The 26,005-nt window shown below is 58.7% G+C and carries 22 protein-coding genes; 10 read left to right on the plus strand and 12 right to left on the minus strand.

The genetic code is table 11. The annotated features are described in order from the left end of the window. Positions 1–11: 11 nt before the first annotated feature. A complete protein-coding gene (plsB, locus tag AC19YQ_RS06995) occupies positions 12–2,522 on the minus strand; it encodes a glycerol-3-phosphate 1-O-acyltransferase PlsB (protein WP_500594853.1) in 2,511 nt (836 codons plus the stop codon). Positions 2,523–2,762: 240 nt separating this feature from the next. Between plsB and AC19YQ_RS07000 the strand changes: the two genes are divergently transcribed. Next, entirely contained in the window at positions 2,763–2,972 is a 210-nt protein-coding gene (locus AC19YQ_RS07000) for a cold-shock protein (RefSeq protein ID WP_219261633.1), read from the plus strand. 111 nt (positions 2,973–3,083) lie between these two features. Here the strand turns inward: AC19YQ_RS07000 and AC19YQ_RS07005 are convergent, their stop codons facing one another. The 4 genes from AC19YQ_RS07005 to AC19YQ_RS07020 all read right to left on the minus strand — a co-directional run bounded on the left by AC19YQ_RS07005 (position 3,084) and on the right by AC19YQ_RS07020 (position 8,198). Beyond that, entirely contained in the window at positions 3,084–3,461 is a 378-nt protein-coding gene (locus AC19YQ_RS07005; RefSeq protein WP_133077740.1) for a hypothetical protein, read from the minus strand. Between the two features lie 80 nt (positions 3,462–3,541). Beyond that, positions 3,542–4,351, minus strand: coding sequence for a putative RNA methyltransferase (locus tag AC19YQ_RS07010; protein ID WP_326397443.1), 810 nt, complete (start codon positions 4,349–4,351; stop codon positions 3,542–3,544). After that, positions 4,351–5,502: a succinyl-diaminopimelate desuccinylase gene (gene dapE / locus AC19YQ_RS07015; RefSeq protein WP_219261630.1), complete on the minus strand. Its 1,152-nt coding sequence runs from the start codon at positions 5,500–5,502 to the stop codon at positions 4,351–4,353. Before dapE ends, AC19YQ_RS07010 begins: the two co-directional genes overlap by 1 nt. Positions 5,503–5,606: 104 nt before the next feature. Beyond that, positions 5,607–8,198 (minus strand): glycosyltransferase, encoded by a 2,592-nt coding sequence (locus AC19YQ_RS07020; protein WP_326397444.1) that lies wholly within the window; start codon positions 8,196–8,198, stop codon positions 5,607–5,609. Positions 8,199–8,473: 275 nt separating this feature from the next. Here AC19YQ_RS07020 and tcdA point away from each other — a divergent pair, with 275 nt between their 5' ends. Beyond that, on the plus strand, positions 8,474–9,283 hold the full coding sequence (gene tcdA / locus AC19YQ_RS07025) for a tRNA cyclic N6-threonylcarbamoyladenosine(37) synthase TcdA (protein WP_133077736.1): 810 nt from the start codon (positions 8,474–8,476) through the stop codon (positions 9,281–9,283). A 175-nt stretch (positions 9,284–9,458) separates the two neighbouring features. On the opposite strand, the gene AC19YQ_RS07030 is transcribed toward tcdA, so the two are convergent. The 4 genes from AC19YQ_RS07030 to AC19YQ_RS07045 are packed head-to-tail and all read right to left on the minus strand — an operon-like array spanning position 9,459 to position 12,502. Next, on the minus strand, positions 9,459–9,863 hold the full coding sequence (locus AC19YQ_RS07030; RefSeq protein ID WP_133077735.1) for a SufE family protein: 405 nt from the start codon (positions 9,861–9,863) through the stop codon (positions 9,459–9,461). Further along, entirely contained in the window at positions 9,860–11,065 is a 1,206-nt protein-coding gene (locus AC19YQ_RS07035; protein WP_219261629.1) for an aminotransferase class V-fold PLP-dependent enzyme, read from the minus strand. Before AC19YQ_RS07035 ends, AC19YQ_RS07030 begins: the two co-directional genes overlap by 4 nt. Positions 11,066–11,123: 58 nt before the next feature. Continuing rightward, on the minus strand, positions 11,124–12,158 hold the full coding sequence (gene dapD, locus AC19YQ_RS07040; RefSeq protein WP_133077733.1) for a 2,3,4,5-tetrahydropyridine-2,6-dicarboxylate N-succinyltransferase: 1,035 nt from the start codon (positions 12,156–12,158) through the stop codon (positions 11,124–11,126). 35 nt (positions 12,159–12,193) lie between these two features. Then, on the minus strand, positions 12,194–12,502 hold the full coding sequence (locus tag AC19YQ_RS07045) for an arsenate reductase (RefSeq protein ID WP_228795906.1): 309 nt from the start codon (positions 12,500–12,502) through the stop codon (positions 12,194–12,196). A 282-nt stretch (positions 12,503–12,784) separates the two neighbouring features. Here AC19YQ_RS07045 and AC19YQ_RS07050 point away from each other — a divergent pair, with 282 nt between their 5' ends. After that, positions 12,785–14,431, plus strand: coding sequence for a Na+/H+ antiporter (locus AC19YQ_RS07050; RefSeq protein ID WP_500594854.1), 1,647 nt, complete (start codon positions 12,785–12,787; stop codon positions 14,429–14,431). Between the two features lie 155 nt (positions 14,432–14,586). Here AC19YQ_RS07050 and dapC read toward each other — a convergent pair whose 3' ends face one another. The 3 genes from dapC to map are packed head-to-tail and all read right to left on the minus strand — an operon-like array spanning position 14,587 to position 19,425. Next, positions 14,587–15,786, minus strand: a complete 1,200-nt coding sequence (dapC, locus tag AC19YQ_RS07055) for a succinyldiaminopimelate transaminase (protein WP_326397445.1) — start codon at positions 15,784–15,786, stop codon at positions 14,587–14,589. Positions 15,787–15,812: 26 nt separating this feature from the next. Beyond that, positions 15,813–18,515, minus strand: a complete 2,703-nt coding sequence (locus tag AC19YQ_RS07060) for a [protein-PII] uridylyltransferase (protein ID WP_219261627.1) — start codon at positions 18,513–18,515, stop codon at positions 15,813–15,815. Positions 18,516–18,570: 55 nt separating this feature from the next. Next, positions 18,571–19,425: a type I methionyl aminopeptidase gene (map, locus tag AC19YQ_RS07065; RefSeq protein ID WP_326397448.1), complete on the minus strand. Its 855-nt coding sequence runs from the start codon at positions 19,423–19,425 to the stop codon at positions 18,571–18,573. Positions 19,426–19,915: 490 nt separating this feature from the next. Between map and rpsB the strand changes: the two genes are divergently transcribed. The 7 genes from rpsB (at position 19,916) to ispC (ending at position 26,002) form a co-directional block, all read left to right on the plus strand. Next, on the plus strand, positions 19,916–20,659 hold the full coding sequence (gene rpsB, locus AC19YQ_RS07070; RefSeq protein WP_016781981.1) for a 30S ribosomal protein S2: 744 nt from the start codon (positions 19,916–19,918) through the stop codon (positions 20,657–20,659). A 206-nt stretch (positions 20,660–20,865) separates the two neighbouring features. After that, on the plus strand, positions 20,866–21,735 hold the full coding sequence (gene tsf, locus AC19YQ_RS07075) for a translation elongation factor Ts (RefSeq protein ID WP_133077728.1): 870 nt from the start codon (positions 20,866–20,868) through the stop codon (positions 21,733–21,735). A 208-nt stretch (positions 21,736–21,943) separates the two neighbouring features. Continuing rightward, complete coding sequence (gene pyrH, locus AC19YQ_RS07080) at positions 21,944–22,687, plus strand: UMP kinase (protein WP_003440426.1); 744 nt, start codon at positions 21,944–21,946, stop codon at positions 22,685–22,687. After that, positions 22,684–23,241 (plus strand): ribosome recycling factor, encoded by a 558-nt coding sequence (gene frr, locus AC19YQ_RS07085; RefSeq protein ID WP_019822187.1) that lies wholly within the window; start codon positions 22,684–22,686, stop codon positions 23,239–23,241. The genes pyrH and frr overlap by 4 nt, the downstream gene beginning before the upstream one ends. A 15-nt stretch (positions 23,242–23,256) precedes the next feature. Beyond that, the gene (gene uppS / locus AC19YQ_RS07090) at positions 23,257–24,012 is read left to right on the plus strand and encodes a polyprenyl diphosphate synthase (protein WP_133077727.1); all 756 of its coding nucleotides are present in this window, start codon (positions 23,257–23,259) and stop codon (positions 24,010–24,012) included. Next, positions 24,012–24,818, plus strand: a complete 807-nt coding sequence (locus AC19YQ_RS07095; RefSeq protein ID WP_219261625.1) for a phosphatidate cytidylyltransferase — start codon at positions 24,012–24,014, stop codon at positions 24,816–24,818. The genes uppS and AC19YQ_RS07095 overlap by 1 nt, the downstream gene beginning before the upstream one ends. Further along, positions 24,815–26,002: a 1-deoxy-D-xylulose-5-phosphate reductoisomerase gene (gene ispC / locus AC19YQ_RS07100; protein WP_133077725.1), complete on the plus strand. Its 1,188-nt coding sequence runs from the start codon at positions 24,815–24,817 to the stop codon at positions 26,000–26,002. Before AC19YQ_RS07095 ends, ispC begins: the two co-directional genes overlap by 4 nt. The last annotated feature ends 3 nt before the right edge of the window (positions 26,003–26,005 follow it).

A 26,005-nucleotide genomic window follows, 5' to 3' on the forward strand; every position in this document is an offset into this window, starting at 1 on the left:
GGATTTCTCCTTCAAGATGTTTTTTCGAGCGAGAGCGGTGGCTGCTCGTGGGTGTCTTCACTGCGGTGCAACGCAACCTGGCGAATCGACAGGCGAATTTCGGCAGGCAACACACGCTTGGCAGCACCTTCGGCCAGTTCGCCAAGCAGTTCGTGATAGCTCAACTTGCCGTTGGCATCGCGGCGCAGCACGTCTTCTTCAAGCAATGTCTGGATAAAGTGGCGGAACAGGCTCTTGTCGAAGAACTCCGGAGCGTTGAGACCATGCAAAATCGACAGGCGTTGGGCCATCATGGTGCACAGGTCTTCCAGTTCTTCGGCGCTCAGGGTGTTTTGCCCGCTGTTGAGCAGCAGGGAAATGGCCATGTAGAAGCGTTGCAGGGTTTGCGCAATGCTCCTGGACAACAGCGTCAGCAATACAAAGTGTCGCGAACTCGGCGCCGGGCGCAGGTACACGCCGTTCTCAAAGCGCAACAAACCTTGCTCGACAAAGGACTCCAGCCACTGGTCGACCACGGCGTCCAGTTCCTCTGCTGACCAGCGAATAAACAGCTCTGATTGCAGGTAGGGATAGAGCGCGTGGGTGTAGCGCAGGATCTGTTCGCGGCTCATGCGCGAGGCGCTTTGGAAAAAGCTGGCCAGCAACGAAGGCAATGCAAAAATATGCAGCACGTTGTTGCGGTAGTACGTCATCAGCACCGCGTTCTGCTCATCCAGATAGAGGATCTTGCCCAGCGCATCGCTTTGCTCGGCCAGCAGGTTCATGTCCTTTACATGGTTGATCAGCGCCTTGCCATCGCCTTCGGGCAAGGTGGTGTAGGACGAGTAGGGGACACGGCGCAGCAGGGCCAGATACAGATCCAGCACCCGGGCCATGGCCTGTTCGTCCAGTGCCAGCCGGGTGGTTGAAAGCAGGGCCAGTGCCACCAGGTTCACCGGGTTGATGGCTGCCGCTTCATTCAGATGCTGGGCAACCTTTTCGCCCAGGCGATTGGTGGTCGGGCTCAGCCAGTCAGGACGATACAGGGGCGCAAGCTCCTGCTGGCGCCAGCCCGGCTGCTCCTGTTCAAGGAACTCGGCGAGTTTGATCGGTTCACCAAAGTTGACTGCGACCTGACCGAACTTCTGTTTCTTGAGGGCGCCGATCACTTTGAAAATGTCGAAAATCGACTCTTTCTTCTTGCTGGCGCCGCGCAGTTCGCCCAGGTAAGTGCGGCCTTCGAGCACACGCTCGTAACCGATATAGACCGGGACAAACACGATTGGCGTACGGGAAGAGCGCAAGAAACTGCGCACGGTAATGGCCAGCATCCCCGTTTTCGGTTGCAGCATGCGCCCGGTGCGCGAGCGGCCGCCCTCGACGAAGTACTCCACCGGGAAGCCCTTGGTGAACAGGGTATGCATGTACTCGTTGAACACTGAGGTGTACAGCGGGTTGCCCTTGAACGTTCGGCGCATGAAAAAAGCCCCGCCACGGCGCAGCAGGCGGCCCAGCACCGGCATGTTGAGGTTGATCCCGGCGGCAATGTGCGGCGGAGTCAGGCCGTTGCGAAACAGCAGGTAGGACAGCAGCAGGTAGTCGATATGGCTGCGGTGGCACGGCACGTAAATGATCTCGTGACCCTGGGCAACCTTCTGCACGCTCTCGATATGGTTGACCTTGACCCCGTCGTAAATCTTGTTCCAGAACCAGCTCAGGAGCACTTCAAAAAAACGGATCGCGGTGTAGGTGTAGTCCGAGGCGATTTCATTGGCGTAGCGCAGTGCTTGGGCACGGGCCTTGTCCGGCGAGATGTTCTCGCGCTCGGCTTCGTCAAGGATGGCCTGGCGCACGGCGGGTTCATTGACCAGCCCCTTGACCAGGTTGCGACGGTGGGAAAGGTCCGGGCCGATGGTGGCGGTTTTCAGGTTGCGAAAGTGCACGCGCAAAATACGCTGGGCCATGCGCACGGTGCGTTCATGACCCTTGTTGAGGTCGACCAGTTCGCGCAAGTGAATGGGGGCCGAGAATTGCACGCGGGTTTTGCGACCCAGGATCAGGATGCGCAGCAAGCGGCGCAGGCGCCCGGTGACGGCCCAGCTGTCGGCAAACAGCAGTTTCCAGGGGCTGGACTCGCTGTCGGGTGACTGCCCCCAAAACACGCTGACCGGAATGATTTGCGCATCCTCGCCCGGGTTTTGGGTCAGGCCGTCGACCAGGCGGGTCAAGGTTGGCGGAGCTCCGCGCTTGTCCTGTCGCCCCAGCCAGTCGGGCTCGGGGGTCAGGTAGAAAAAGGCGGCAGGCTCGATCATCTCTCCCACTGCAACCGGCAATACCGGGCGCGGCAGGCCGGCCTTGGAACACTCGGTATCGATCACGGCCAGTTCGGTCAGCGAGGGCGATTGCAGTACGTAGAACACGGGTCGGCTGCGATCCAGGTTCAGGGTCAGGGAAGACTGATTAATGGTCTCCGAGCGCACCCACAGGTACAGCAAGCGACGCAGGGCGCCAAATACAAGGCGGCGGAATGGGGAGGGGGTCATACGGCTTCTGCGTTAGTGGATAAAACGAGCGTTTACTCGGCCGGGTAGTGTGCCGTATCTCCCGAAAATCGGCAAAAAAGCGGCGAACTAATATTGATTGAGTGTTTTTTTGCCTGACTTATACTCGGTGGTCTTTCGCGACACCGCGCAAGACCCAGTAGTGAAGCGTCAGGTTCAAACACTAGTTCTCAAAGGGCCAATTAACGAGCCCGATCAATAATAAAAAGGGGGGAAGGATCCATGACAACGCGCGTAACAGGCAGTGTGAAGTGGTTCAACGATGCCAAGGGCTACGGCTTTATTCAGTGTGAAAACGGGGCGGATGTGTTTGTGCATTACCGCGCCATTCGCGGTGAAGGCCATCGCAGCCTGGCTGAAGGCCAGCAGGTCGAGTACACCCAGGTCAAAGGTGACAAGGGTTTGCAGGCTGAAGATGTAGTGGGGCTGTAATGCAGTTCCTGTAGTCGCTGCCGAAGGCTGCGATGGGTTGCGAAGCGACCCTGAAGGTCCTTCGGCCCTTGTCGCAGCCTGCGGCAGCGGCTACAGGGTGTTATTTGCAGCTCAGGAACCGGTTTTCCAGGTGATTTCTTCCTGGCCGTCTTCACTGATGCGGATCCAGCGATCAGCATCAGCCTCGCCCTGTTCCTCGACCCAGCTGCCCGGCGCGCAACGCACTTCGATCTTCAGTGCGTCAAAAGCGGCCTTGGCACAGGCAATGTCGTCTTCCCACGGTGTCTGGTCGCTGTCCAGGTACAGGCTGTTCCATTTGCCGACGGCTTTTGGCATCCAGGTAACGGGTACGTCACCTGCGGTGCACTTCCAGGTTTCGCCTTTCTTTTTCCATTCGGTGCACGGGCCCAGCACGTTGGCCAGCCAGGCTTCGACGTCCTTGTAGGTGACCGCTTCTTTCAGGTAGATCTCGATATCGGGTTGGCGCATGGATGTCCTCACTGCGGGTCTGAAAAATCCACTCGCGGATTAATCGGGCCAAGGGCGTGTGCCCTTGGCCGTAAAGTTGGTTATTGAAGCACGAAGTAATCGTAGCGCATCGACACCGTCACCACTAAAGGCTCGGGGTGTTCGATGACCTGGGCGCGACGCTCGGCACTGGCGCGCCAGCCATGGGGGGTCATGGCCAGCAGATTGGCGCGATCCTGGGGCTCACTCAGGCTGAGGGTGAATTCCAGTGTCTCGCTGTGCTGCACCTGCATGCCTTCGGGCACCAGGGCCAAATGCTTGTCGTCTGAATAGTCGCGCACTTCGTCGTACAGCCGTTCGCGCAGCTCCATCAAGTGCCCGCGAGTCGGGCCAACACGCATCAGGCCGCCCCCCGGGCTGAGCAGGCGTTTTGCTTCAAGCCAGTCCAGCGGGCTGAAGACGCTGGCCAAAAACTGGCAGCTGGCATCGGCCAGTGGCACGCGGGCCATGCTGGCGATCAACCAGGTCAGTTGCGGGCTGCGCTTGCAGGCGCGCTTGACCGCCTCGCGGGAGATATCCAGTGCGTAGCCATCGGCGTTGGGCAGTGCCTCGGCGATTTGCGCGGTGTAGTAACCCTCGCCACAACCGATGTCGAGCCAGCGTTGCGGCGCTCGTTCCCTCGCCAGTTCGGCCAGGCGCTTGGCCACGGGCGCGTAATGGCCTGCATTGAGAAAGTCGCGGCGGGCTTCAACCATTGCCTGGTTATCGCCAGGGTCACGGCTGTTCTTGTGTTGCACGGGCAGCAGGTTCAAATAACCCTGGCGGGCGCGGTCAAAGCGATGCCCGGCCGGGCACGCCACGCCGTTGTCGACCGCGTTCAGCGGTGCACTGCAAATTGGGCAGGCGAGCATCAGGCGAGCAACTTGATCAGGGTTTGGTAGTAGATCTCGGTCAGTACATCAAGATCGCTGGCCAGAACCCGCTCGTTGACCTGGTGAATGGTCGCGTTGACCGGTCCCAGTTCGACGACCTGGGTACCCAGGGTCGCGATAAAGCGCCCGTCCGAAGTCCCGCCGCTGGTAGAAGCTTTGGTTTCGCGGCCAGTGACCTGCTTGATGCTCGACGACACCGCGTCCAGCAGGGCGCCCGGCTCGGTCAGGAACGGCAGGCCGGACAGCGCCCAGTCGATGTGCCAGTCCAGGTCGTGCTTGTCCAGTATGTCCGCCACGCGCTTTTGCAGGCCTTCAACGGTGGACTCGGTGGAGAAGCGGAAGTTGAAGACCGCCACCAGATCCCCCGGGATCACGTTGGTTGCGCCCGTGCCGGAGTTCAGATTGGAAATCTGGAAGCTGGTCGGCGGGAAGAAGGCGTTGCCGTTATCCCAATGCTCGGCGGCCAGTTCGGTCAGCGCAGGTACTGCCAGGTGAATCGGATTCTTGGCCAGGTGCGGGTAGGCCACATGGCCTTGAACGCCGCGAACGGTGAGCTTGGCGCCCAGGGAGCCGCGACGGCCGTTTTTGACCACATCGCCCACCAGGGAAGTGCTTGACGGTTCACCGACGATGCACCAGTCCAGACGCTCGTTACGGGCAGCAAAGCGCTCGATCACGGCCTTGGTGCCGTGATGGGCCGGGCCTTCTTCGTCACTGGTGATCAGAAATGCGACCGAGCCCTTGTGGTCCGGGTAGTCGGCGACGAAACGCTCGGCCGCCACCAGCATGGCGGCAAGGCTGCCTTTCATGTCTGCGGCGCCACGGCCGCAGAGCATGCCGTGTTCATCGATCAGCGCGTCGAACGGGTCGTTTTGCCAGGCTTGCACCGGGCCGGTCGGTACCACGTCAGTGTGGCCAGCGAAGCACAGTACCGGGCCTTCGTGTTTGCCGTGGGTGGCCCAGAAGTTGTCTACGTCCTCGATGCGCATCGGCTCAAGCTTGAAGCCGGCATCGCCCAGGCGCTGCATCATCAGCTTCTGGCAGTCGGCGTCGATCGGGGTCACGGAAGGGCGACGGATCAGATCGCAGGCAAGTTGCAGGGTCGGCGAAAGGTCGGCGTGGGCCGTCATGGTGTGGACTCCGAAGCAGGGCATGTGCGGGGCGGGCGAGAAAGGGCGGTTATCTTAAAGCAAAACGGCGGCCAGAGGCCGCCGTTTAGGAGGTTGCAGTCAATTTATGCAGCCGGTTGCTCTTGTGCCGCGTCCACCGGTTTGGGCAGCGAAGACATAAAGGCCATGATCAGCGCCGCCAGATACGGCAGCGACTGCACCAGCAACATCACCACCCAGAAGCGCATGTCGTTGCTTGGCAGACCCTGGACCAGGAAGATCCCCAGCGCCGCGCCCCAGAGCAACAGCATGATGAACACTTCTTCACGGGCTTCCGAAATGGCGACCCAGAAGCCGTGGTTATCGGCGTTCTTGGGTGTCCGGAAGAACGGAATGCTGGTGGTGAAGAATCCGTACAGCACCGCTTTCGCGATGGTGTGGGACAACGCCAGCCCGGCCAGTGCTGCCGCAAACGCATCCTTGAGGTTAACCCCCACGGCACGGCGGTACAGGAAGATGATCTTGCCGACCTTGAACACGAACAGTGCCAATGGCGGGATGGCGAAAATCAGCAGCGGCGGATCGACCCGCGTCGGCACGATAATCATCGCCGCCGACCACAACAGGGCGCCCACGGTGAAGAAGATGTTCATGCCATCGGCCACCCACGGCAGCCAGCCCGCGAGGAAGTGATAGCGCTGGCCACGGGTCAGTTCAGTGTCTTTACCGCGCAACAGGCTTGAGGTGTGACGCTTGATGATCTGAATCGCACCGTAGGCCCAGCGGAATCGCTGTTTCTTGAAGTCGATAAAGGTGTCAGGCATCAGGCCCTTGCCGTAGCTGTTGTGGGAATACGCTGCGGAATAGCCTTTTTCGAATACGCGCAGGCCCAGCTCGGCGTCTTCACAGATGCACCAGTCCGCCCAGCCGAGCTCTTCGAGCACGGAGCGTCGGGTCATGGTCATGGTGCCGTGCTGAATGATCGCGTCGCGGTCGTTGCGGGTGACCATGCCGATGTGGAAGAAACCCTTGTATTCCGAGTAGCAGAGCTTCTTGAAGGTGCTTTCGTTCTGGTCGCGGTAGTCCTGGGGCGATTGCACAATGGCGATTTTCGGATCGGCAAAGTGCGGCACCATGTGCTTGAGCCAGTTGCGATCCACACAGTAATCGGAGTCGATCACAGCAATCACTTCGGCATCCGGCGCGGTGTGCGGGATCAGGTAGTTCAGCGCGCCGCCCTTGAAGCCGGCCAGGGGTGCCACGTGGAAGAACTTGAAGCGCGGGCCCAGGGTGGCGCAGTAGTCGCGCACGGGCTCCCAGACTGCCGGATCCTTGGTGTTGTTATCGATGATCAACACTTCGAAATCGGGGTAGTCGAGGTTCGCCAGGGCATCGAGGGTCTGTTTGACCATCTCTGGCGGCTCGTTGTAGCAGGGCACATGGATCGAGACTTTCGGGCGATAGGCGTCGTCGCTTTCGACCGGCAGGAACTCTCGTCGCCGCTTATGCGTCCAGACCGCCTCGGCCAGCTCATGGGCCTCGGTCAGCAGGACAATAAACACCCCGAGCGCGCCCAGTCCGAGCAGGAAGCCGACGGTCAGGCTGAACCATGTGCTGTATTGCTGGCTGTAGTCGTAACCGATCCACACCAGCACCGATCCGCACAGGAACGCGGTGAAGGTCAGGAAGGTGCGACCCCGCTGGCGCAGTGCGGAGCCGTCGATCAGCAGCAGCGCCAGCGACAGCAAGCCCATCACCACCGAACCAATGGCCAGTACGCGCCATTGCGGGATGGCGACCACCGGGCCTTCAAAGTTGAATTTTTGCTGGCGTGCAGCGTTGTACACGCCCCAGTACGCGCCTACGGAGCCTTCATCGCTGGCCTTCCATGGCTGGTCGAAGGCTTCGATCACAAAGTAGTTGTAGCCGCGACGGTTCAGGGTGTTGACCAGCGTACGCAGATAAATCGCCTGGTCGGCCGGGGTGGCATCAGCGCCACCGCGCATGCGGCCATTGCTCGGCCAGCCAACCTCCGACAGCAGCAGGGGCTTTTTCGGGAACAGTTTTTTCAGGTCGCGGGCACGGTCCAGTACGAACTCACCGGCCTTGTCCACCGGGATAAATTCCCAGTACGGCAGGATGTGCGCGGCGATCAGGTCAACGTGCTTGGCCAGTTGCGGGTATTTCTCCCAGATATGCCATTGCTCGGACGTGGTGACAGGCACCTTGACCGCGGCCCGGACACGATCCAGCAGCACGATCAGGTCTTCTGGCGTGATCTCTTCACGGAACAGGGCTTCGTTACCCACCACAACCCGCACGACGCTGCGCGAGTTATTGGCCAGCTCGATGGCTTTCTGGATTTCGCGCTCGTTGCGCTCCAGATCAGGGCTGATCCAGATCCCGATGGTCACGCGCAAACCGAACTCTTCCGCCAGCTTGGGGATATTACCCAAGGTGCCGTCGACCGAGTAGGTCCGAATGTTGTCGGTCAGCTTGCTGAGGATCTCCAGGTCGCGACGCATTTCATCGTCGGTCGGGTACTGGTCTTTCTGCGGGTACTGGCCTTGTTGGAACGGCGAATACGAAAAACCGGAGATTTGATCGGGCCAGTTGGGTGCAGACACCGGGCGATTGATCAGCGCCCAGAAGCCTGTGAACAGTGCGGCAATGGCCAGTACCACCACCAGGTTGAGTCCAAATTTACGCGATGACATAACTATTTCGGGTTCCAAAGGGAGTGGAACGAAGATCGGTCGGCGGGTGCCAAGCGGCGCGCATCCTACACTGTGCTCAGACCTATCGTATAGCTGATGGAATTGGGTCTGGCATTTGGCAGTTGCAGCGAACTTAAGTTCTTTATTTATTTCTTGTAGCTCTTGTCTTCCTACTCTATAGGCCATTAAAGCAGTCTTGGTCGGATAGCTTGTAGGAAAAATACTCAATGTCATGTCATCCCCCTATAATGCGCGCCGGTTTTTGGGGGTTGGTCATGAGTACAGAAGATCCACGTTTTGCCGGTGTAGCCCGGTTATATGGGCTGGAAGGCCTTGAACGACTGAAGGCGGCACATGTGGCGATCGTCGGTGTGGGCGGTGTCGGGTCCTGGGCTGCGGAAGCGATTGCGCGCTGCGGTGTGGGCGAAATTTCGCTGTTTGACCTGGATGACGTTTGCGTCAGCAACAGCAACCGGCAGTTGCACGCCTTGAGCACGACCATTGGTCGGGACAAGGTCGAGGTGATGGCCGAGCGTCTGCGTCAGATCAACCCGGACTGCATCGTTCACGAAGTCGCGGATTTCGTGACGCGCGAAACCATGGCCGAGTACATCACCCCGAATATTGACTGCGTGATCGACTGCATCGACAGCGTCAATGCCAAGGCGGCACTGATTGCCTGGTGCAAGCGCCGCAAGATCCAGATCATCACGACCGGTGGTGCGGGCGGGCAAATCGACCCGACGCTGATTCAGGTCTGTGACTTGAACCGCACGTTCAATGACCCGCTGGCCTCGAAAGTTCGTTCGACCTTGCGCCGCGACTATGGCTTTTCGCGGACCATGACGCGCCATTACAGCGTGCCATGCGTGTTCTCCACCGAGCAGCTGCGCTATCCCAAGCCGGACGGCAGTATTTGCCTGCAGAAGAGCTTTGTCGGTGATGGCGTCAAACTGGACTGCGCCGGTGGTTTTGGCGCGGTGATGATGGTGACGGCGACCTTCGGCATGGTCGCGGCCACCAAGGCGGTGGACAAAATCGTAGCGGGCGTGCGCCGGCCTTCGGAGCGGGTCAAGCCTGAATGAGTGCGATGCGGTCCTTGTAGTCGCTGACGAGGAACGAGGCTGCGATCGGGGTGAGTAGCACCCCGTACAGTCTGAATCCTCGAGATTCCTGCTACACATGAACGGCTAATTCATGACTGCTACGCAGCCAATCGCAGCCTCGTTCCTCGTCAGCGACTACAGGTATCGCTGCGGTTCAGCCTGCCAATTCCCGCATCCGCTGCAGCACGGCGTTCAAGCCATTGCTGCGCGACGGTGATAGCTGGCGGCTCAGACCCAGCTGGTCGAACCAGTCAGGCAAGTCAACCTGTTGCAGTTGCTCGGTGCTCAAGCCATTGACTCGCGCCAGCAGTAACGCCACCAAACCGCGAATCAGTCGCGCATCACTGCTGGCAGCAAATTGCCAATGGCCATCGACCCGTTCGCCCACCAGCCACACCTGGCTTTCACAGCCATGCACGCGATGAGCATCGGTTTTGTCGGCGTCGCTCAATGGCGCCAGGCGCTGGCCCCATTGCATGAGCAGGCGTGCGCGCTGCTCCCAGCCCGAGCAGTGCTCAAAACTGTCGAGTGCGGCCTGGGCGTCGGCGGGCAGGGTCATTGCAAAAGCTCCAAAGCCTGATCAAGGGCGTCGAAGAAGCGTTCCAGATCTTCCGAGTCGTTGTACAGCGCCAGCGAGACACGGATGGCACCGGCCAGCCCAAAGCTTTTCAGTAGCGGCATGGCGCAGTGATGCCCGGCGCGAACGGCAATCCCCTGTTCGGTCAACAAGTGGGCCAGGTCGGCGTTGTGCACGCCCTCAACCACAAAGCTGACCAGCGCCAAGTGTGGCGACCCGAGCAGTTGAATGCCTTGGCGCTGTTTCAAGCCATCGACCAGTAGCGCGTGCAGCGCTGCTTCGTGGGCTTGGACGGCGGCCTGATCGAGGTTGGCCAGGTAGTTTAGGGTTGCCCCCAGCCCGATCACGCTGGCAATCGGCGGAGTGCCAGCCTCAAACCCGAGCGGGGCGGGGCGGAAGGTGGCGTGCTGGTAGTCGGCTTCTTGCACCATCTCGCCGCCAAACTGCCAGTGCTGCAATCGGGCCAGTGCTTCGTGGCGACCGAACAGCACGCCCAGCCCGTCGGGACCGTAGAGTTTGTGGCTGGAAAATACGTAGAAGTCGCAGCCCAGCGCTTGCACGTCATGCCGGCCATGGACCACCCCTTGTGCGCCATCAACCACCGTCAGTGCATGTTGTGCCTTGGCCAGGGCCAACAGCGCGGGCAAGGGCTGCCACACGCCGAGTACGTTGGACAGTTGGCTCACGGCCAGCAGGCGGGTGCGCGGGGTGATCAGGCGAGCGGCCGCATCGAGGTCGATGACGCCATCGGCATCCAGTGGCAATACCACCAGATTCAGTTGTTTACGCTGGGCAAGCTGTTGCCACGGCAGCAGGTTGGCGTGGTGTTCCAGGGCGCTGATAACAATGTCATCGCCCGCATTGAATTGGTGCTCCAGGCCATAGGCCAGAAGGTTCAGGGCCGAGGTGGCGCCGTGGGTGAAAACGATTTGCCCGCATTCGCCGGCATTGAGCCATTGCGTCACTTTGTGGCGGGTGTTTTCGAATGCCTGGGTCGCGTGAGCGCCCGGCAGGTGTTGGGCCCTGTGCACGTTGGCTGCGCCGTTGGCGTAGTAGTGCGTCAGTGCGTCGAGCAGGGCTTGGGGTTTTTGCGTGGTTGCAGCGTTGTCCAGATAGGTCTGGTCCTGACGTTGCAAGGCGGCGATGGCTGGGAAGTCAGCGCGCCAGGGAGAAGGCAAAAGCATGGTGTTCGGGCTCTGTTGACGAGGCTGGAAACCAGCCACGTCAGTGGCAGATAAACGCTTAGTTGTGAGCGTGCAGTGCTTCGTTCAGCTCGATGGCCGACTTGTGGGTTTTGCATTCCACAGCGCCGGTTTGCGAGTTGCGACGGAACAGCAGGTCAGGTTGGCCTGCAAGGTCACGGGCTTTAAGTACTTTAACCAGCTGGTTGTTTTCGTCCAGCAGCGCCACTTTGGTGCCAGCCGTCAGGTACAGGCCGGATTCAACCGTGTTGCGGTCGCCCAGCGGGATGCCGATACCGGCGTTAGCGCCGATCAGGCAGCCTTCGCCCACCTTGATCACGATGTTGCCACCACCCGACAGGGTGCCCATGGTGGAGCAACCGCCGCCCAGGTCCGAACCCTTGCCGACGAATACGCCAGCCGAGACGCGGCCTTCGATCATGCCCGGGCCTTCGGTGCCAGCGTTGAAGTTGACGAAACCTTCGTGCATCACGGTGGTGCCTTCGCCGATGTAAGCACCCAGGCGAAGACGGGCCGCGTCAGCGATACGCACGCCAGCAGGCACCACGTAGTCGGTCATTTTCGGGAACTTGTCGACCGAGAACACTTCCAGCAGTTCGCCACGCAGGCGCGCTTCGAGTTGACGCTCGGCCAGCTCGCTCAGGTCGATGGCGCCCTGGCTGGTCCAGGCCACGTTCGGCAGCAGCGGGAACACACCGGCCAGGTTCAGGCCGTGGGGCTTGACCAGGCGATGGGACAGCAGGTGCAGCTTGAGGTAGGCCTCTGGCGTTGAGGTCAGCGCGGCATCTTCGGCCAGCAAAGTGGCGACCAGCGGCTTGTGGCTTTCGGCCAGACGGGTCAGCAGGGCTGCTTGAGCTGCATCGACCGGTTTAACGGCTTCAGCCATTTGTGCTGCTTGCGCGGTGGTAAAGGTGATTGCCTGATTGCCGCCGGTGTAGCCCAGGATTGGGGCTACGGCTGCGATCAGCTCGGCCGATGGATTGATCAGGGGTTGTGCGTAGAACACTTCCAGCCATGCGCCTTGACGGTTTTGGGTGCCGACGCCGAAGGCTGCGCTGAACAGGGTAGTAGACATGCAATTACCTCTTACAAAAATAAATGGGCGGTCGCTTAAAGAAGGGCCGCCGCATAAAGATCTGGCTTGAAGCCAATCAGGGTTTTGTCACCGAGATCGAGCACAGGGCGCTTGATCATCGAGGGTTGGGCGAGCATCAGTTCAATGGCTTTGGCTTGGTCGAGATCGGCTTTGCGTTCGTCGTCGAGCTTGCGAAAGGTTGTACCTGCGCGATTGAGCACCACTTGCCAGCCGTGCTCGTTGCACCACTGGGTCAGGTGTTCACGGTCAATGCCGCTGCTTTTGTAGTCATGGAAGTCGTAGCGCACAGCATGTTCATCCAGCCAGGTGCGAGCCTTTTTCATGGTGTCGCAGGCTTTGATGCCGAAAAGGTGCAACGTCTTGCTTGAATCGGTCACGGAAATTGCCCCCCTTGGAGATGCGTGAAAATGATCAGCCGCGGATTATGCCATGGGCAGCGTGCTTGGGCGTGGATGGCTTGAGCATCTCATGTTCTTGTGACATGTCGTCGCACTGCGACTTATGTTCAGGCTCCAGATGTATCGCCAGCGGCTACTATGACCTGCAATGCAAAAATGTTGCTAGCTGTGTCTAGTAGAAGCTGATTGTTTGGGAACCTTGTCGATATGCAAACCGCCTATACCGTCCTCATCCTGCTGATGCTGGTGGGAGTCTCGCGTCTATTGGGGCGTTTGATTCCCTTGCCTTTGCCATTGGTGCAGATTGCTGCTGGCGCTGTACTGGCCTGGCCGACCCTGGGCCTGCACGTGGCCCTGGAGCCAGAATTGTTCCTGTTTCTGTTCCTGCCGCCGCTGCTGTTCTCGGATGGCTGGCGCATGCCCAAACGCGAGTTCTGGCGCCTGCGCGGGCCGATCCTGACGCTGGCGGTCGGGTTGGTGCTGTTCACGGTGGTGGGTGCAGGTTATTTCATTCACTGGCTATTGCCGACCATCCCCTTGCCGGTGGCGTTTGCGCTGGCGGCGGTGCTGTCACCCACCGATGCCGTGGCGGTATCGGCCATCGCGCAAAATCGTTTGCCCGCACCCTTGATGCACATGCTTCAAGGCGAGGCATTGATGAATGATGCGACGGGCCTGGTGACATTCAAGTTTGCACTGGTGGCCGCCATTACCGGGGTGTTTTACCTGACCAATGCCAGCCTGGCGTTTGTGTTGGTGGCGTGCGGCGGTTTGGCCATCGGTGTGGCCCTGAGCTGGCTGGTGGGGCGCCTGCGCTCGTGGATGATCGCCCGTGGCTGGGATGACCCGGCAACCCACGTGGTGTTTATGTTGCTGCTGCCTTTTGCGGCCTATGTACTGGCCGAGCGCCTGGGCGCGTCGGGTATCTTGTCAGCCGTTGCCGCAGGGATGATGCAGAGCTGGCTGGACCTGTTGCCGCGCCAGACCAGCACCCGGATGCTTAACCGCAGTGTGTGGTCGCTGCTGGAGTTTGCGTTCAACGGTTTGATCTTTTTGCTGTTGGGCCTGCAACTGCCGGACATCATCAAGGCTGTGGTCCACCTGGAGCCAACACTGTGGCCCGCCTTGATGTATCGCTGCCTGGATGTCGTGGCGATTTTTCTGGTGTTGCTGGCGCTGCGATTTATCTGGGTACAGAGCATCTGGCGTTTGTCTGGCCTGTTGCGCCGCCTGCGCGGCAAGGGTGAGCTGACAATGGTGCCGACTGCACGCTCCTGCTGGCTCTTGACCGTTGGGGGTGTGCGCGGCGCAGTGACGCTGGCGGGTGTGATGTCCATACCGCTGTTACTGAACGAGGGGCTGGATTTTCCCGAGCGTGACCTGCTGATCTTTATTGCTGCGGGGGTGATCCTGCTGTCTCTGGTGGCGGCTTGCATTGCGCTGCCCTTGTTGTTGCGCGGGATTGAAAAAAGCCCGGACGATGCCATGCGCAATGAAGTGCGAGAAGCCTGGCGACGCACTGCCGAGGCGGCGATCCACGCGCTGGAAGCTGAAGACGTGGTCGAGGCAGTTGGGCAGCAGGATGCCGCTCAGGCAGCGTTGGCGGCTGAGTTGAAGGCGCGGATCATGTCCGAATATCGTCATCAACTTGAGGTGTATAACGACACGGCGCAGGCGCAGGAACTGGCGACCCAGATGGACCAGCTGGAAAGCCGGCTGCGACTCAAGGCGCTCAGGGCGCAACGGCTGGAGCTTTACAGCTTGAGACGTCATCACGAAATCGGGGATGACGCATTGAGCGAGATTCTCAAGGATCTGGACTTGAGCGAGGCCAATCTGGGGTCGGTGAAGTGATACACCAGCCTTGTGTGGGAGCGGGCTTGCTCGCGATTGTATCGCCGCGGTTTGTCAGTCAGACCGAGTTGATGGCATCGCAGGCAAGCCCGCTCCCACCGGTTTTATAGCGCCTTGCAGTGCCATTGTGTGGGAGCGGGTCAGTGTCGAGGGGTTCAGCCCCGGCGCTGGATAAAGTCGCGAATGCGCTCGGCGGCTTCTACGCACTCAGCCAGTGGCGCGACCAGTGCCATGCGTACCCGTCCTGCTCCAGGGTTGAAACCGTCGACTTCACGGGACAGGTAAGAGCCCGGCACCACGGTCACGTGCTCTTGCGCAAACAGGTCGCGGCAGAACTCGGCGTCGTCGCCCTCAACCCTTGGCCACAGGTAAAACCCGCCATCCGGGCGCTGTACGTCCAGTACCGGGGCCAGGATCGCCAGCACCGCATCGAATTTCTCGCGATACAAATCGCGGTTGGTGCGTACGTGAGCCTCGTCATTCCAGGCGGCAATGCTGGCCAGCTGGGTTTGTACCGGCATGGCGCAGCCGTGGTAGGTGCGATACAGCAAAAATGCCTTGAGGATCTCGGCGTCGCCCGCCACGAAGCCTGAGCGCAGGCCTGGCAGGTTCGAGCGCTTGGACAGGCTGTGGAACACCACGCAACGCTTGAAGTCTTCACGGCCCAGTGCCACGCAAGCGCTGAGCAGGCCCACTGGCGGCGTTTGCTCGTCGAAGTACAGCTCGCTGTAACACTCGTCGGCGGCGATCACGAAATCGTGTTCGTCGGCCAGGGCGATGAGTTTTTTCAAGGTGTCGAGGGGGATCAGTGCGCCGGTCGGGTTGCCCGGTGAGCACAGGAACAGAATCTGGCAGCGCTTCCAGGTCTCGGCCGATACCGCGTCGAAATCCGGGTTGAAGCCATGTTCGGCCAGGCATGGCAGGTAGTGCGGCTGGGCCCCGGCAAGGAAGGCTGCGCCTTCGTAGATCTGATAGAACGGGTTCGGGCTGACGACCAGTGCGTCGTCGCCACGGTTGACCACGGTTTGGGTGAAGGCGAACAGGGCTTCACGGGTGCCGTTGACCGGCAGGATATTGCGCGCCGGGTCTAGCCAGCCTTTTGGCACGTTGAAGCGACGCTCGGCCCAGCCAGCGATGGCTTCACGCAGCGCGGGGATGCCCAGGGTGGTCGGGTAGACCGCCATCTGGTCGAGATTGTCAGCCAGTGCCTTGGCCACGAAGTCCGGCGAGCGGTGTTTCGGTTCGCCAATCGACAGCGCAATCGGTCGCTTGTCGGCATTGGGCTGCACGCTGCCAAGCAGGGCGCGCAGTTTTTCGAACGGGTAAGGCTGAAGCTGGTTTAGAGCGTTGTTCATGGGGTGCGGGTCTCACTCGGCGGCGGTTAAATGCTAAGGCGCCACGGTTCTGGGGTTGAATCCTGGTTGACCGTCAGTTGTTCGACGATCGCTTCCTGCAGGCGCATGCACAGCTGTGGGTCGGACAACGGTTGGTTGTGTGCATCGGTAATGAAAAATACGTCTTCGACGCGCTCGCCCAGGGTGGCGATCTTGGCGTTTTGCAACGACAGGTCGAACTCCAGAAAGATCATCCCGATCCGGGCCAGCAGGCCCGGGCGGTCTGGGGCGCTGAGTTCCAGTACGGTGACCGGGCGCTGGGCGTCGTTGTGGATTGTCACTTGGGGCGCGAAGGCAAAGTGTTTCAGTTGGCGCGGTACCCGGCGCTGGATAATGGTCGGGTAGTCGTCCGGGTTGCGCAGGGCTTCGGTCAGGCCCTTGCGGATTTTTTCAATGCGCGCCGGATCGTTGCCGATGGAGCCGCCGTCGTTGTCGAGCACGATATAGGTGTCGAGGGTGAACTGGCTGCTGGACGTGATGATGCGTGCGTCATGGATGTTCAGGTTGAGCTGGTCCATGGCCGCCACGGTCACGGCGAAGAAGTCGTGCTGATCGGGTGCATAGATGAAGATCTGCGTGCCGCCCTCGAACTCGCGCTGGGTGGTTTCCTTGATCAGCACCAGCGGCCCGCCATCGGCGGGCTGTTGCAGGATGGCTTCGGTGTGCAGGGCTACGTCGGCCGAGGTGTGGCGCAAGAAGTAGTCATCACCCAGTTGTGACCAGAGCTGCTCCACATCATCCTGATCGTTGCCATTGCGTACCAGGGTGTCCAGCGCAGCACTTTGGGTCTGGCGAATCTGTTCTTCGCGGTCTACCGGGTTTTCCAGGCCGCGACGCAAGGCGCGCTTGGTTTCGGTGTAGAGCTGGCGCAACAGGCTGGCGCGCCAGGAGTTCCACAGCGTCGGGTTGGTGGCGTTGATGTCGGCGACGGTCAGTACATAGAGGTAGTCGAGATGAGTTTCGTCGACCACGATCTGGGCAAAGTCATGGATGACCTGCGGATCTGACAGGTCTTTGCGTTGAGCGGTGGTGGACATCACCAGATGGTTTTGCACCAGCCAGACGATCAGGCGCGTGTCCCACAGCGGCAACTGGTGGCGAATGCAGAACACCTCGGCATCCACTGCGCCAATTTCGGAATGGTCGCCGTGTCGGCCTTTGCCGATGTCGTGGTACAGCCCGGCCAGATAGATCAGTTCGGGTTTTGGCAGCTTGGCCATCAGCTTGCTGGCCAGCGGGAATTTCTCTGATACCTGGGTGTATTGCAGCTTACGCAGGTGCTTGATCAGGTTCAGGGTATGGGCGTCGACCGTATAGATGTGGAACAGGTCGTGCTGCATCTGCCCGACGATAAAGCCGAATTCGGGCAGGTAGCGTCCGAGAATGCCGTAGCGGTTCATGCGGCGCAGGTTGCGGTGGATACCGATCTTGCACTTGAACAGCTCGATAAACAGGCTGGTATTGCGAATGTCTTTACGGAAATCGTCGTCGATCAGGTAGCGATGTTCGCGCAGCAGGCGGATTGTATCGGCCCGTACGCCCTTGATTTCAGGGTGTTGGGCCATCAGCAGAAAAATTTCGAGCATGGCGAAGGGCGTACGCTTGAACACGTAGTCGCTGGTGGCTTCGATATAGCCATCGTGCAACTGGAAGCGTGAGTTCAAGGGCGTTGGCGGCGCTTCGTCTTCGGGAGCGAGGATGATCTCTTCGAAGTGCTGGATGATCAGGTCGCTGAGCTGGGCAATGCTCATGACCACCCGGTAGTACTGCTGCATGAAGTTTTCGATGGTTTGCTTGGCATCTTCGCCGGCAAAGCCCAGCAATTCGCCGATGCTGCGCTGATGATCGAACAGCAGGCGGTCTTCGGAGCGGCCTGCGAGCATGTGCAGGGCGTAGCGCACCTTCCACAAAAACTCCTGGGATGAGGCGAGCAGGGCGTGCTCGCTTTCGACCAGAAAGCCTTCGCCGGCCAGGGCGCGCAGGTTCAGGGTCCCGTACTGGCGGCGGGCTACCCACAACAGGGTCTGGATATCGCGCAGGCCGCCAGGGGAGCCTTTGACGTTGGGTTCCAGGTTGTATTCGGTGTCGTTGTACTTGTGGTGGCGAGCCTTCTGCTCGGCGCGCTTGGCCAGGAAAAAGTCTTTGCTGGGCCACATGTGCTCGGTGCTGGTGACGTCCAGCATGCGCTGGCGCAGATGCTCGGGACCAGCAACGGTGCGGCTTTCCATCAGGTTGGTGATGATGGTCAGGTCGGCACGGGCTTGCTCTGCGCACTCGGCCACCGACCGCACGCTCTGGCCGACTTCCAGGCCAATGTCCCAGAGAAGCGTCAGAAAACGCTCAATGGAATCGCGGAAAATTTCGTGGTCGGCGTTGTCCAGCAGGATCAGCAGGTCGATGTCGGAGTAGGGGTGCAGTTCGCCGCGGCCATAACCGCCGACTGCGACCAGAGCGATGTCCGCCTGGTCGCTCCAGGTGAACTGATCCCACGCCTGTTGCAGGATGTTGTCGACGAACCATGCACGATCTTCGATCAGGCGGCGAATATCGCGCCCTTTTTTGAAGCGTTCGTCGAGCACCTCGCGTGCCTGGCGGATCGCCTTTTTGAAAGCGGCAATGGGGCTTGCCTTTAATGCCAGCTCGGCCTGGAACTGGCCGCGGTCAAAAAGTTCTGGATCCACCTGCGGCATCGATTGGCATTCCTATCGTGGTTTTTTCTGTTTAAACGGTGGCAACATGCAAGTATCAGGCCGAAACGCGCGGGATGGTGTCATCGCTGCGCAGGGTGAAGATCTCGTAGCCGGTCTCGGTCACCAGCAGGGTGTGCTCCCACTGTGCGGACAGCTTGCGGTCCTTGGTGATGGCGGTCCAGCCATCGCCCAGCACCTTGGTGTCGGCCTTGCCCTGGTTGATCATCGGCTCGATGGTGAAGGTCATGCCTGCCTTGAGCTCCATACCGGTGCCAGCGCGACCGTAGTGCAGGATTTGCGGTTCTTCGTGGAAGACCTTGCCGATACCGTGGCCGCAGAACTCGCGAACCACCGAGAAGCCGTTCTTTTCAGCGTGCTTCTGGATCACTTCGCCGATATCGCCCAGGCGGCAGCCCGGTTTGACGATCTCGATGGCCTTGTACATGCATTCCTGAGTCACCTGCGACAGGCGCTCGGCCCAGACCGGTACCTTGCCGACGTGGAACATGCGGCTGGTGTCGCCGTGGTAGCCGTCCTTGATCACGGTGACATCGATGTTCAGGGTGTCGCCGTCTTTCAGGACCTTGTCGCCAGGGATGCCGTGGCACACCACGTGGTTGATCGAGGTGCAGATAGACTTCGGGAAGCCTTTATAGTTGAGCGGAGCAGGGATGGCGTGCTGCACGTTGACAATATAGTCGTGGCAGATGCGGTCCAGCTCTTCGGTGGTCACGCCGGGCTTGACGTGCTCGGCGATCATTTCCAGGACTTCGGCGGCCAGTTTGCCGGCGACACGCATTTTTGCGATGTCCTCGGGGGTTTTGAGGGTGACGGTCATTCGGGCTCTCTTCGCGCGTTGGCGCTCATCATCAGGATTGCGGGTGTGCTGTTTGTCGCTGCACACCGTCATAAAAACGCGATTCTAACAGACGGTCGGCGTTAATCATGGGCCTGTTGCCATCGCTTCTATTAATAGAATGGACAGTCTGGTTCTATTTCAGGGCTTGGGTAAAAAAGGTGCAGGTCCAATGAATCAGATTTTGATCTGGTTTTTGATCTCTTCGTAAGGGCGCAACCTGTAGAAAGCCGTGATGCATCGAATGGATATGTACTCAGTGGTGTTTGGAATATTTCAGTGGCGGCAGTAACATTGTCAGGTCAGCGGCAAGCGCAAAATCTGACGTAAACCCTTGCCATGCAACGGCTTGGCAATAAAATCAGAATCCGTGCTTCGTTTATTGACCATCTTGTGGTATAAAATGCGCCGCTTTGCGGGTATAGCCCGCAGAGCACAAACCCACACACGTGTCGACACGATGACCTGGGTGCCTTCAGCTTTGAAGCTGCTGGTTGGTCGTTGGGATACGTGGAGGCCTAACCCGACTTATTAAGGAACTATCATGTCCCAAGTCAACATGCGCGATATGCTGAAGGCCGGTGTGCACTTCGGTCACCAAACCCGTTACTGGAACCCGAAGATGGGTAAATACATCTTTGGCGCGCGTAACAAGATCCACATCATCAACCTTGAAAAAACCCTGCCAATGTTCAACGAAGCTCTGACTTTCGTAGAGCGTCTGGCCCAGGGCAAAAACAAGATTCTGTTCGTCGGCACCAAGCGTTCCGCTGGCAAGATCGTTGCTGAAGAAGCAGCACGTTGCGGTTCGCCGTACGTGGATCACCGCTGGTTGGGCGGCATGCTCACCAACTTCAAAACCATTCGTGCTTCGATCAAGCGTCTGCGTGACCTTGAAATCCAGGCAGAAGACGGTACTTTCGCCAAGCTGACCAAGAAAGAGGCGCTGATGCGCACTCGCGATCTGCAGAAGCTGGATCGTAGCCTGGGTGGTATCAAGGACATGGGCGGTCTGCCAGACGCTCTGTTCGTTATCGACGTTGACCACGAGCGTATCGCGATCACCGAAGCTAACAAGTTGGGTATCCCGGTAATCGGCGTTGTCGATACCAACAGCAGCCCAGAAGGTGTTGACTACATCATCCCGGGTAACGATGACGCAATCCGCGCTATCCAGCTGTACATGGGTGCGATGGCTGATGCTGTGATCAAAGGCCGTAACCACGTTGCTGGCGGCACCGACGTTTTCGTCGAAGAAGCTCCAGCTGCAGCGGTAGTTGAAGGCTGAGTAATTAACGCCTAGCGTTTACTCAGTACGCAAAAAGGGGGCTTGGCCCCCTTTTTGCCACCTCGAAATCCATTTGTTGTAACCATGTTTGTCGTATCTGTATCAGATGGCGACCTGCACAGTTGATTCGGGGTGCGCTTCAAACGAATTGAACGCCCGTTCGGTCGGGTGGAATGGTTGAAAACCTATCCAAGAGGAATTTTGAAATGGCAGAGATTACTGCAGCGTTGGTTAAAGAACTGCGTGAGCGTACTGGCGAAGGCATGATGGATTGCAAGAAAGCCTTGACCAAGGCTGGCGGCGACATCGAAAAAGCCATTGATGACATGCGTGCTTCGGGCGCCATCAAGGCAGCCAAAAAAGCAGGCAACGTTGCTGCTGAAGGCGCTATCGCAGTTAAAGTTGCGGACGACAACAAGTCGGCCGTCATTCTTGAAGTCAACTCGCAAACCGACTTCCTGGCTCTGCAAGAAGACTTCAAAAACTTCGTCGCTGCCAGCGTTGAAAAAGCGTTTGCTGACAAACTGACCGACGCAGCTCCGCTGATCGCCGCTCAAGAAGAAGCTCGTCTGATTCTGGTTGGTAAAGTAGGCGAGAACGTTAACATTCGTCGCCTGGCGCGCATCGAAGGTGACGTTGTTGACGCTTACCTGCACGGCAACAAGATCGGTGTTGTAGTGGCTCTGAAAGGCGGCAACGCTGAGCTGGCTCGTGACATCGCCATGCACGTAGCTGCAAGCAACCCTGAGTTCCTGCTGCCATCGCAAGTTTCCGCTGATGCTATCGAACGCGAAAAAACCGTGTTCATGAGCCTCAACGAAGACAAGATCAAAGGCAAGCCAGCAGAAATCGTTGAAAAAATGGTTGCCGGTCGCATCAGCAAGTTCCTGGCCGAAGCCAGCCTGGTTGAGCAAGCTTTCGTTAAGAACCCGGAAATCAAAGTCGGCGACCTGGCCAAGAAAGCCGGCGCTGAAATCGTTTCCTTCACTTACTTCAAAGTAGGTGATGGCATCGAGAAGCCAGTTGATGACTTCGCTGCAGAAGTTGCTGCACAAGTGGCTGCAAGCAAGCAATAAGACGGTTTACAACTGTCGACCCGAAGAGGCTGCCCGCTCACGCGCGCAGCCTCTTTTCAAATGGGAGGGGTTTTTCCCTTCTCGACGGAACCGGTTTGCAAAATCGTGTTCCGATGGTGCTGCTGTGCAGTACCACAGCTAGAGTATGCGCAGGCTGCAAAATGGCCTCGCACAGATTTTTAATAAAACGCGGCAGGAGAGATTCGCAATGGCTCAGCAGGGCAGTGGTTATCAAGCTCGCTATAAACGCATTCTACTCAAGCTAAGCGGCGAAGCCCTGATGGGCTCTGAAGAGTTCGGGATCGACCCCAAAGTACTCGACCGCATGGCGCTGGAAGTGGGCCAGTTGGTCGGCATCGGCGTTCAGGTAGGATTGGTAATTGGTGGTGGCAACCTGTTCCGTGGTGCCGCATTGAGCGCCGCCGGTATGGACCGTGTAACGGGCGACCATATGGGCATGCTGGCTACCGTGATGAACGCCCTGGCCATGCGCGATGCGCTGGAACGTGCGAATATCTCTGCCATCGTTATGTCGGCTATTTCCATGGTTGGCGTGACCGATCATTACGATCGTCGTAAGGCCATGCGTCATCTCAATGCCAAAGATGTGGTGATTTTCGCTGCGGGTACCGGTAATCCATTCTTCACGACGGATTCGGCTGCCTGCTTGCGCGCCATTGAAATCGACGCTGATGTGGTGCTCAAGGCAACCAAGGTTGACGGCGTGTATACCGCAGATCCATTCAAAGATCCCCATGCCGAGAAGTTCGATCATCTGACTTACGATGAAGTTCTGGATCGCAAACTGGGTGTGATGGACCTGACGGCTATCTGCCTGTGCCGCGACCACAAAATGCCATTGCGTGTATTTAATATGAACAAGCCTGGCGCCCTGCTTAATATTGTCCATGGCGGTGCTGAAGGCACTCTGATCGAGGAAGGTCAACAATGATCAACGAAATCAAGAAAGACGCTCAAACGCGCATGCAGAAATCGCTGGAATCCCTGGCCCATTCATTTGGCCAGATTCGTACCGGCAAGGCTCACCCAAGCATCCTGGGCAGCGTGATGGTGCCTTACTACGGTTCGGATACTCCGATCAGCCAGGTAGCCAACATCACGGTTAAAGATTCGCGCACCCTGCAAGTTGTTGCATTCGAGCGCAACATGCTTGGCGCAGTAGACAAGGCAATCCAGAGCGCGGGCCTGAACCTCAATCCGACCAACCTGGGCGAATTGTTGCTGATCTCCATGCCTGCCCTGACTGAAGAAACCCGTAAGGTTTTCGCCAAGCAGGCTCGTGACGCAGCTGAAGATGCGCGTATTGCCGTGCGCAATATCCGTCGTGACGCGTTGAGCCAGTTGAAAGACCTGGTCAAGGAAAAGGAAATCAGCGAAGACGAAGAGCGTCGTGCTGCTGATGACATTCAGAAGCTGACCGACAAGGCCGTGGCTGATATCGAAGTGGCCACCAAGCAGAAAGAAGCGGACCTGATGGCCGTATAAGGGTCAGGGCGTTTTATGGAAAAGACGAAGCAGGCTGATCCGTCATCTGTTCCGCGACATGTCGCGATCATCATGGACGGTAATAATCGCTGGGCGAAAAAACGCTTTATGCCGGGTGTTGCCGGGCATAAAGCAGGTGTGGATGCAGTTCGTGCGGTCATTGAGGTGTGTGTCGAGGCCAAGGTCGAGGTACTCACCTTGTTCGCGTTCTCCAGTGAAAACTGGCGGCGTCCTGCGGCTGAAGTCAGTGCCTTGATGGATTTATTCTTCAGGGCACTGCGTCGTGAGGCCAAGCGCCTCAACGAAAACGAGATCAGCCTGCGGATCATCGGCGACCGCTCACGCTTTCATCCCGACTTGCAAAAGGCGATGCGTGAAGCGGAAGAAATGACGGTGGGCGAAGGTCGCTTTGTCTTGCAGATTGCCGCTAACTACGGTGGTCAGTGGGACATTGCCCAGGCTGCGCAGCAACTGGCGCGTCAAGTCCAGGCAGGCCACTTGCAGCCTGAGGACATTTCTCCGGAGTTGCTGCAAACCTGTCTGGTAACGGGCGATCTGCCTTTGCCTGACCTGTGTATTCGCACCGGTGGCGAGCATCGCATCAGCAATTTCTTGCTGTGGCAGCTCGCCTATTCCGAGTTGTACTTCTCCGACCTGTTCTGGCCGGACTTCAAACACGAGGCCATGCGTCATGCATTGGCTGATTTCGCTTCTCGCCAGCGCCGCTTCGGTAAAACGAGCGAGCAGGTTGAGGCTGGAGCCCGGATTTAATGCTTAAACAACGAATCATCACTGCACTTATCTTGCTGCCAATTGCCTTGTGCGGCTTTTTCCTGCTTGAGGGTAGCGGCTTTGCGCTGTTTATAGGCCTGGTCGTTACCTTGGGGGCCTGGGAGTGGGCCCGTCTTGCAGGTTTTGAGGCTCAATCTGCACGGGTTTTATTTGCAGCGGTAGTGGCCTTGCTGCTCTTTGGTTTGCACATTTTTCCTGATCTGGCGCCGTGGGTGCTGGGTGCGGCGGTGTTGTGGTGGGCGCTGGCAACCTTTCTGGTGCTGACCTTTCCGCAATCCGCTGTGCATTGGTCGAGTATTGCAACCAAGCTGGTGATTGGCCTGTTGATCCTGTTGCCAGCCTGGCAAGGTCTGGTTTTGATCAAGGCGATGCCGTTGGGCAATTGGCTGATCATGGCAGTGATGGTTCTGGTGTGGGGCGCAGATATCGGCGCTTATTTTTCAGGTCGCAAATTTGGCAAGCGCAAGCTCGCCCCTAAAGTCAGCCCGGGTAAAAGCTGGGAAGGTGTTTTTGGCGGTCTGTTACTGAGCCTGCTGATCACCGCTGCAGTAGGTATTGTGCGTGACTGGAGCGCCTCACAGATGTTTGCTGCGCTGGTAGGTGCTGCCTTGATCGTACTGATTTCGGTGGTGGGTGACCTCACAGAGAGCATGTTCAAGCGCCAGGCCGGTGTTAAAGACAGCAGTAACCTGCTGCCGGGCCATGGTGGTGTTCTGGATCGCATCGACAGCCTGACGGCGGCGATCCCTGTATTTGCTGTATTGCTGTGGATGGCTGCCTCATGAGTCGTCCACAACAGATTACTGTTCTGGGGGCTACGGGTTCCATTGGCCTGAGTACCCTGGATGTTATTGCGCGTCACCCTGATCGTTATCAGGTATTTGCCCTGAGTGGCTACAGTCGTCTCGCCGAGTTACTGGCCTTGTGCATCAAGCACAGGCCTCAGGTTGCTGTGGTGCCCCATGAAGGTGCTGCCGTCCAGTTGCAGGCAGATCTGCGCGCTGCCGGGCTCAACACCGAGGTGTTGGTGGGTGAGGAGGGCTTGTGCCAGGTGTCGTCTGCCCCTGAAGTCGACTCGGTGATGGCGGCAATCGTCGGTGCTGCAGGTCTGCGCCCGACGCTGGCAGCGGTCAATGCCGGCAAGAAGATCCTGTTGGCCAACAAAGAAGCGCTGGTGATGACGGGCGACCTGTTCATGCAGGCTGTGCGTCGCAGCGGTTCGGTTTTGCTGCCTATCGACAGTGAACACAACGCGATCTTCCAGTGCTTGCCGCAAGACTTTGCGCGCGGACTGGGTAATGTGGGCGTTCGTCGCATTTTGCTGACGGCGTCTGGTGGCCCTTTCCGTGAAACACCGCTGGCAGAGCTTGAGCACGTCACGCCGGATCAAGCCTGCGCTCATCCCAATTGGTCGATGGGGCGCAAGATTTCCGTAGATTCTGCGAGCATGATGAACAAGGGGCTGGAGCTGATCGAGGCGTGCTGGTTGTTCGATGCCCGACCGGATCAAGTTGAAGTGGTGATTCATCCGCAGAGCGTGATTCATTCGCTGGTTGATTACGTGGATGGCTCGGTACTGGCGCAGTTGGGTAATCCGGATATGCGAACACCGATTTCCAATGCCCTGGCCTGGCCTGAACGTATTGATTCGGGTGTTGCGCCACTGGATCTTTTTGCGGTCGCGCGGCTGGACTTCGAGCGTCCTGACGAGCAACGTTTCCCTTGTTTGCGTTTGGCTCGAGAGGCTGCGCTGGCAGGCAATAGCGCCCCGGCGATGCTCAATGCGGCAAACGAGGTGGCAGTGGCTGCCTTTTTGGACGGGCGCATCCGTTACCCACAGATCGCCCGTATCATCGAAGATGTATTGAATAGCGAGCCTGTGGTTGCCGTAGATGAATTGGAAGCGGTATTTGCCGCTGACGGCAAAGCCCGGATGCTGGCTGAACAGTGGTTGAGTCGTAACGGCTAAAAG

The organism is Pseudomonas sp. MF06569, assembly GCF_059862735.1.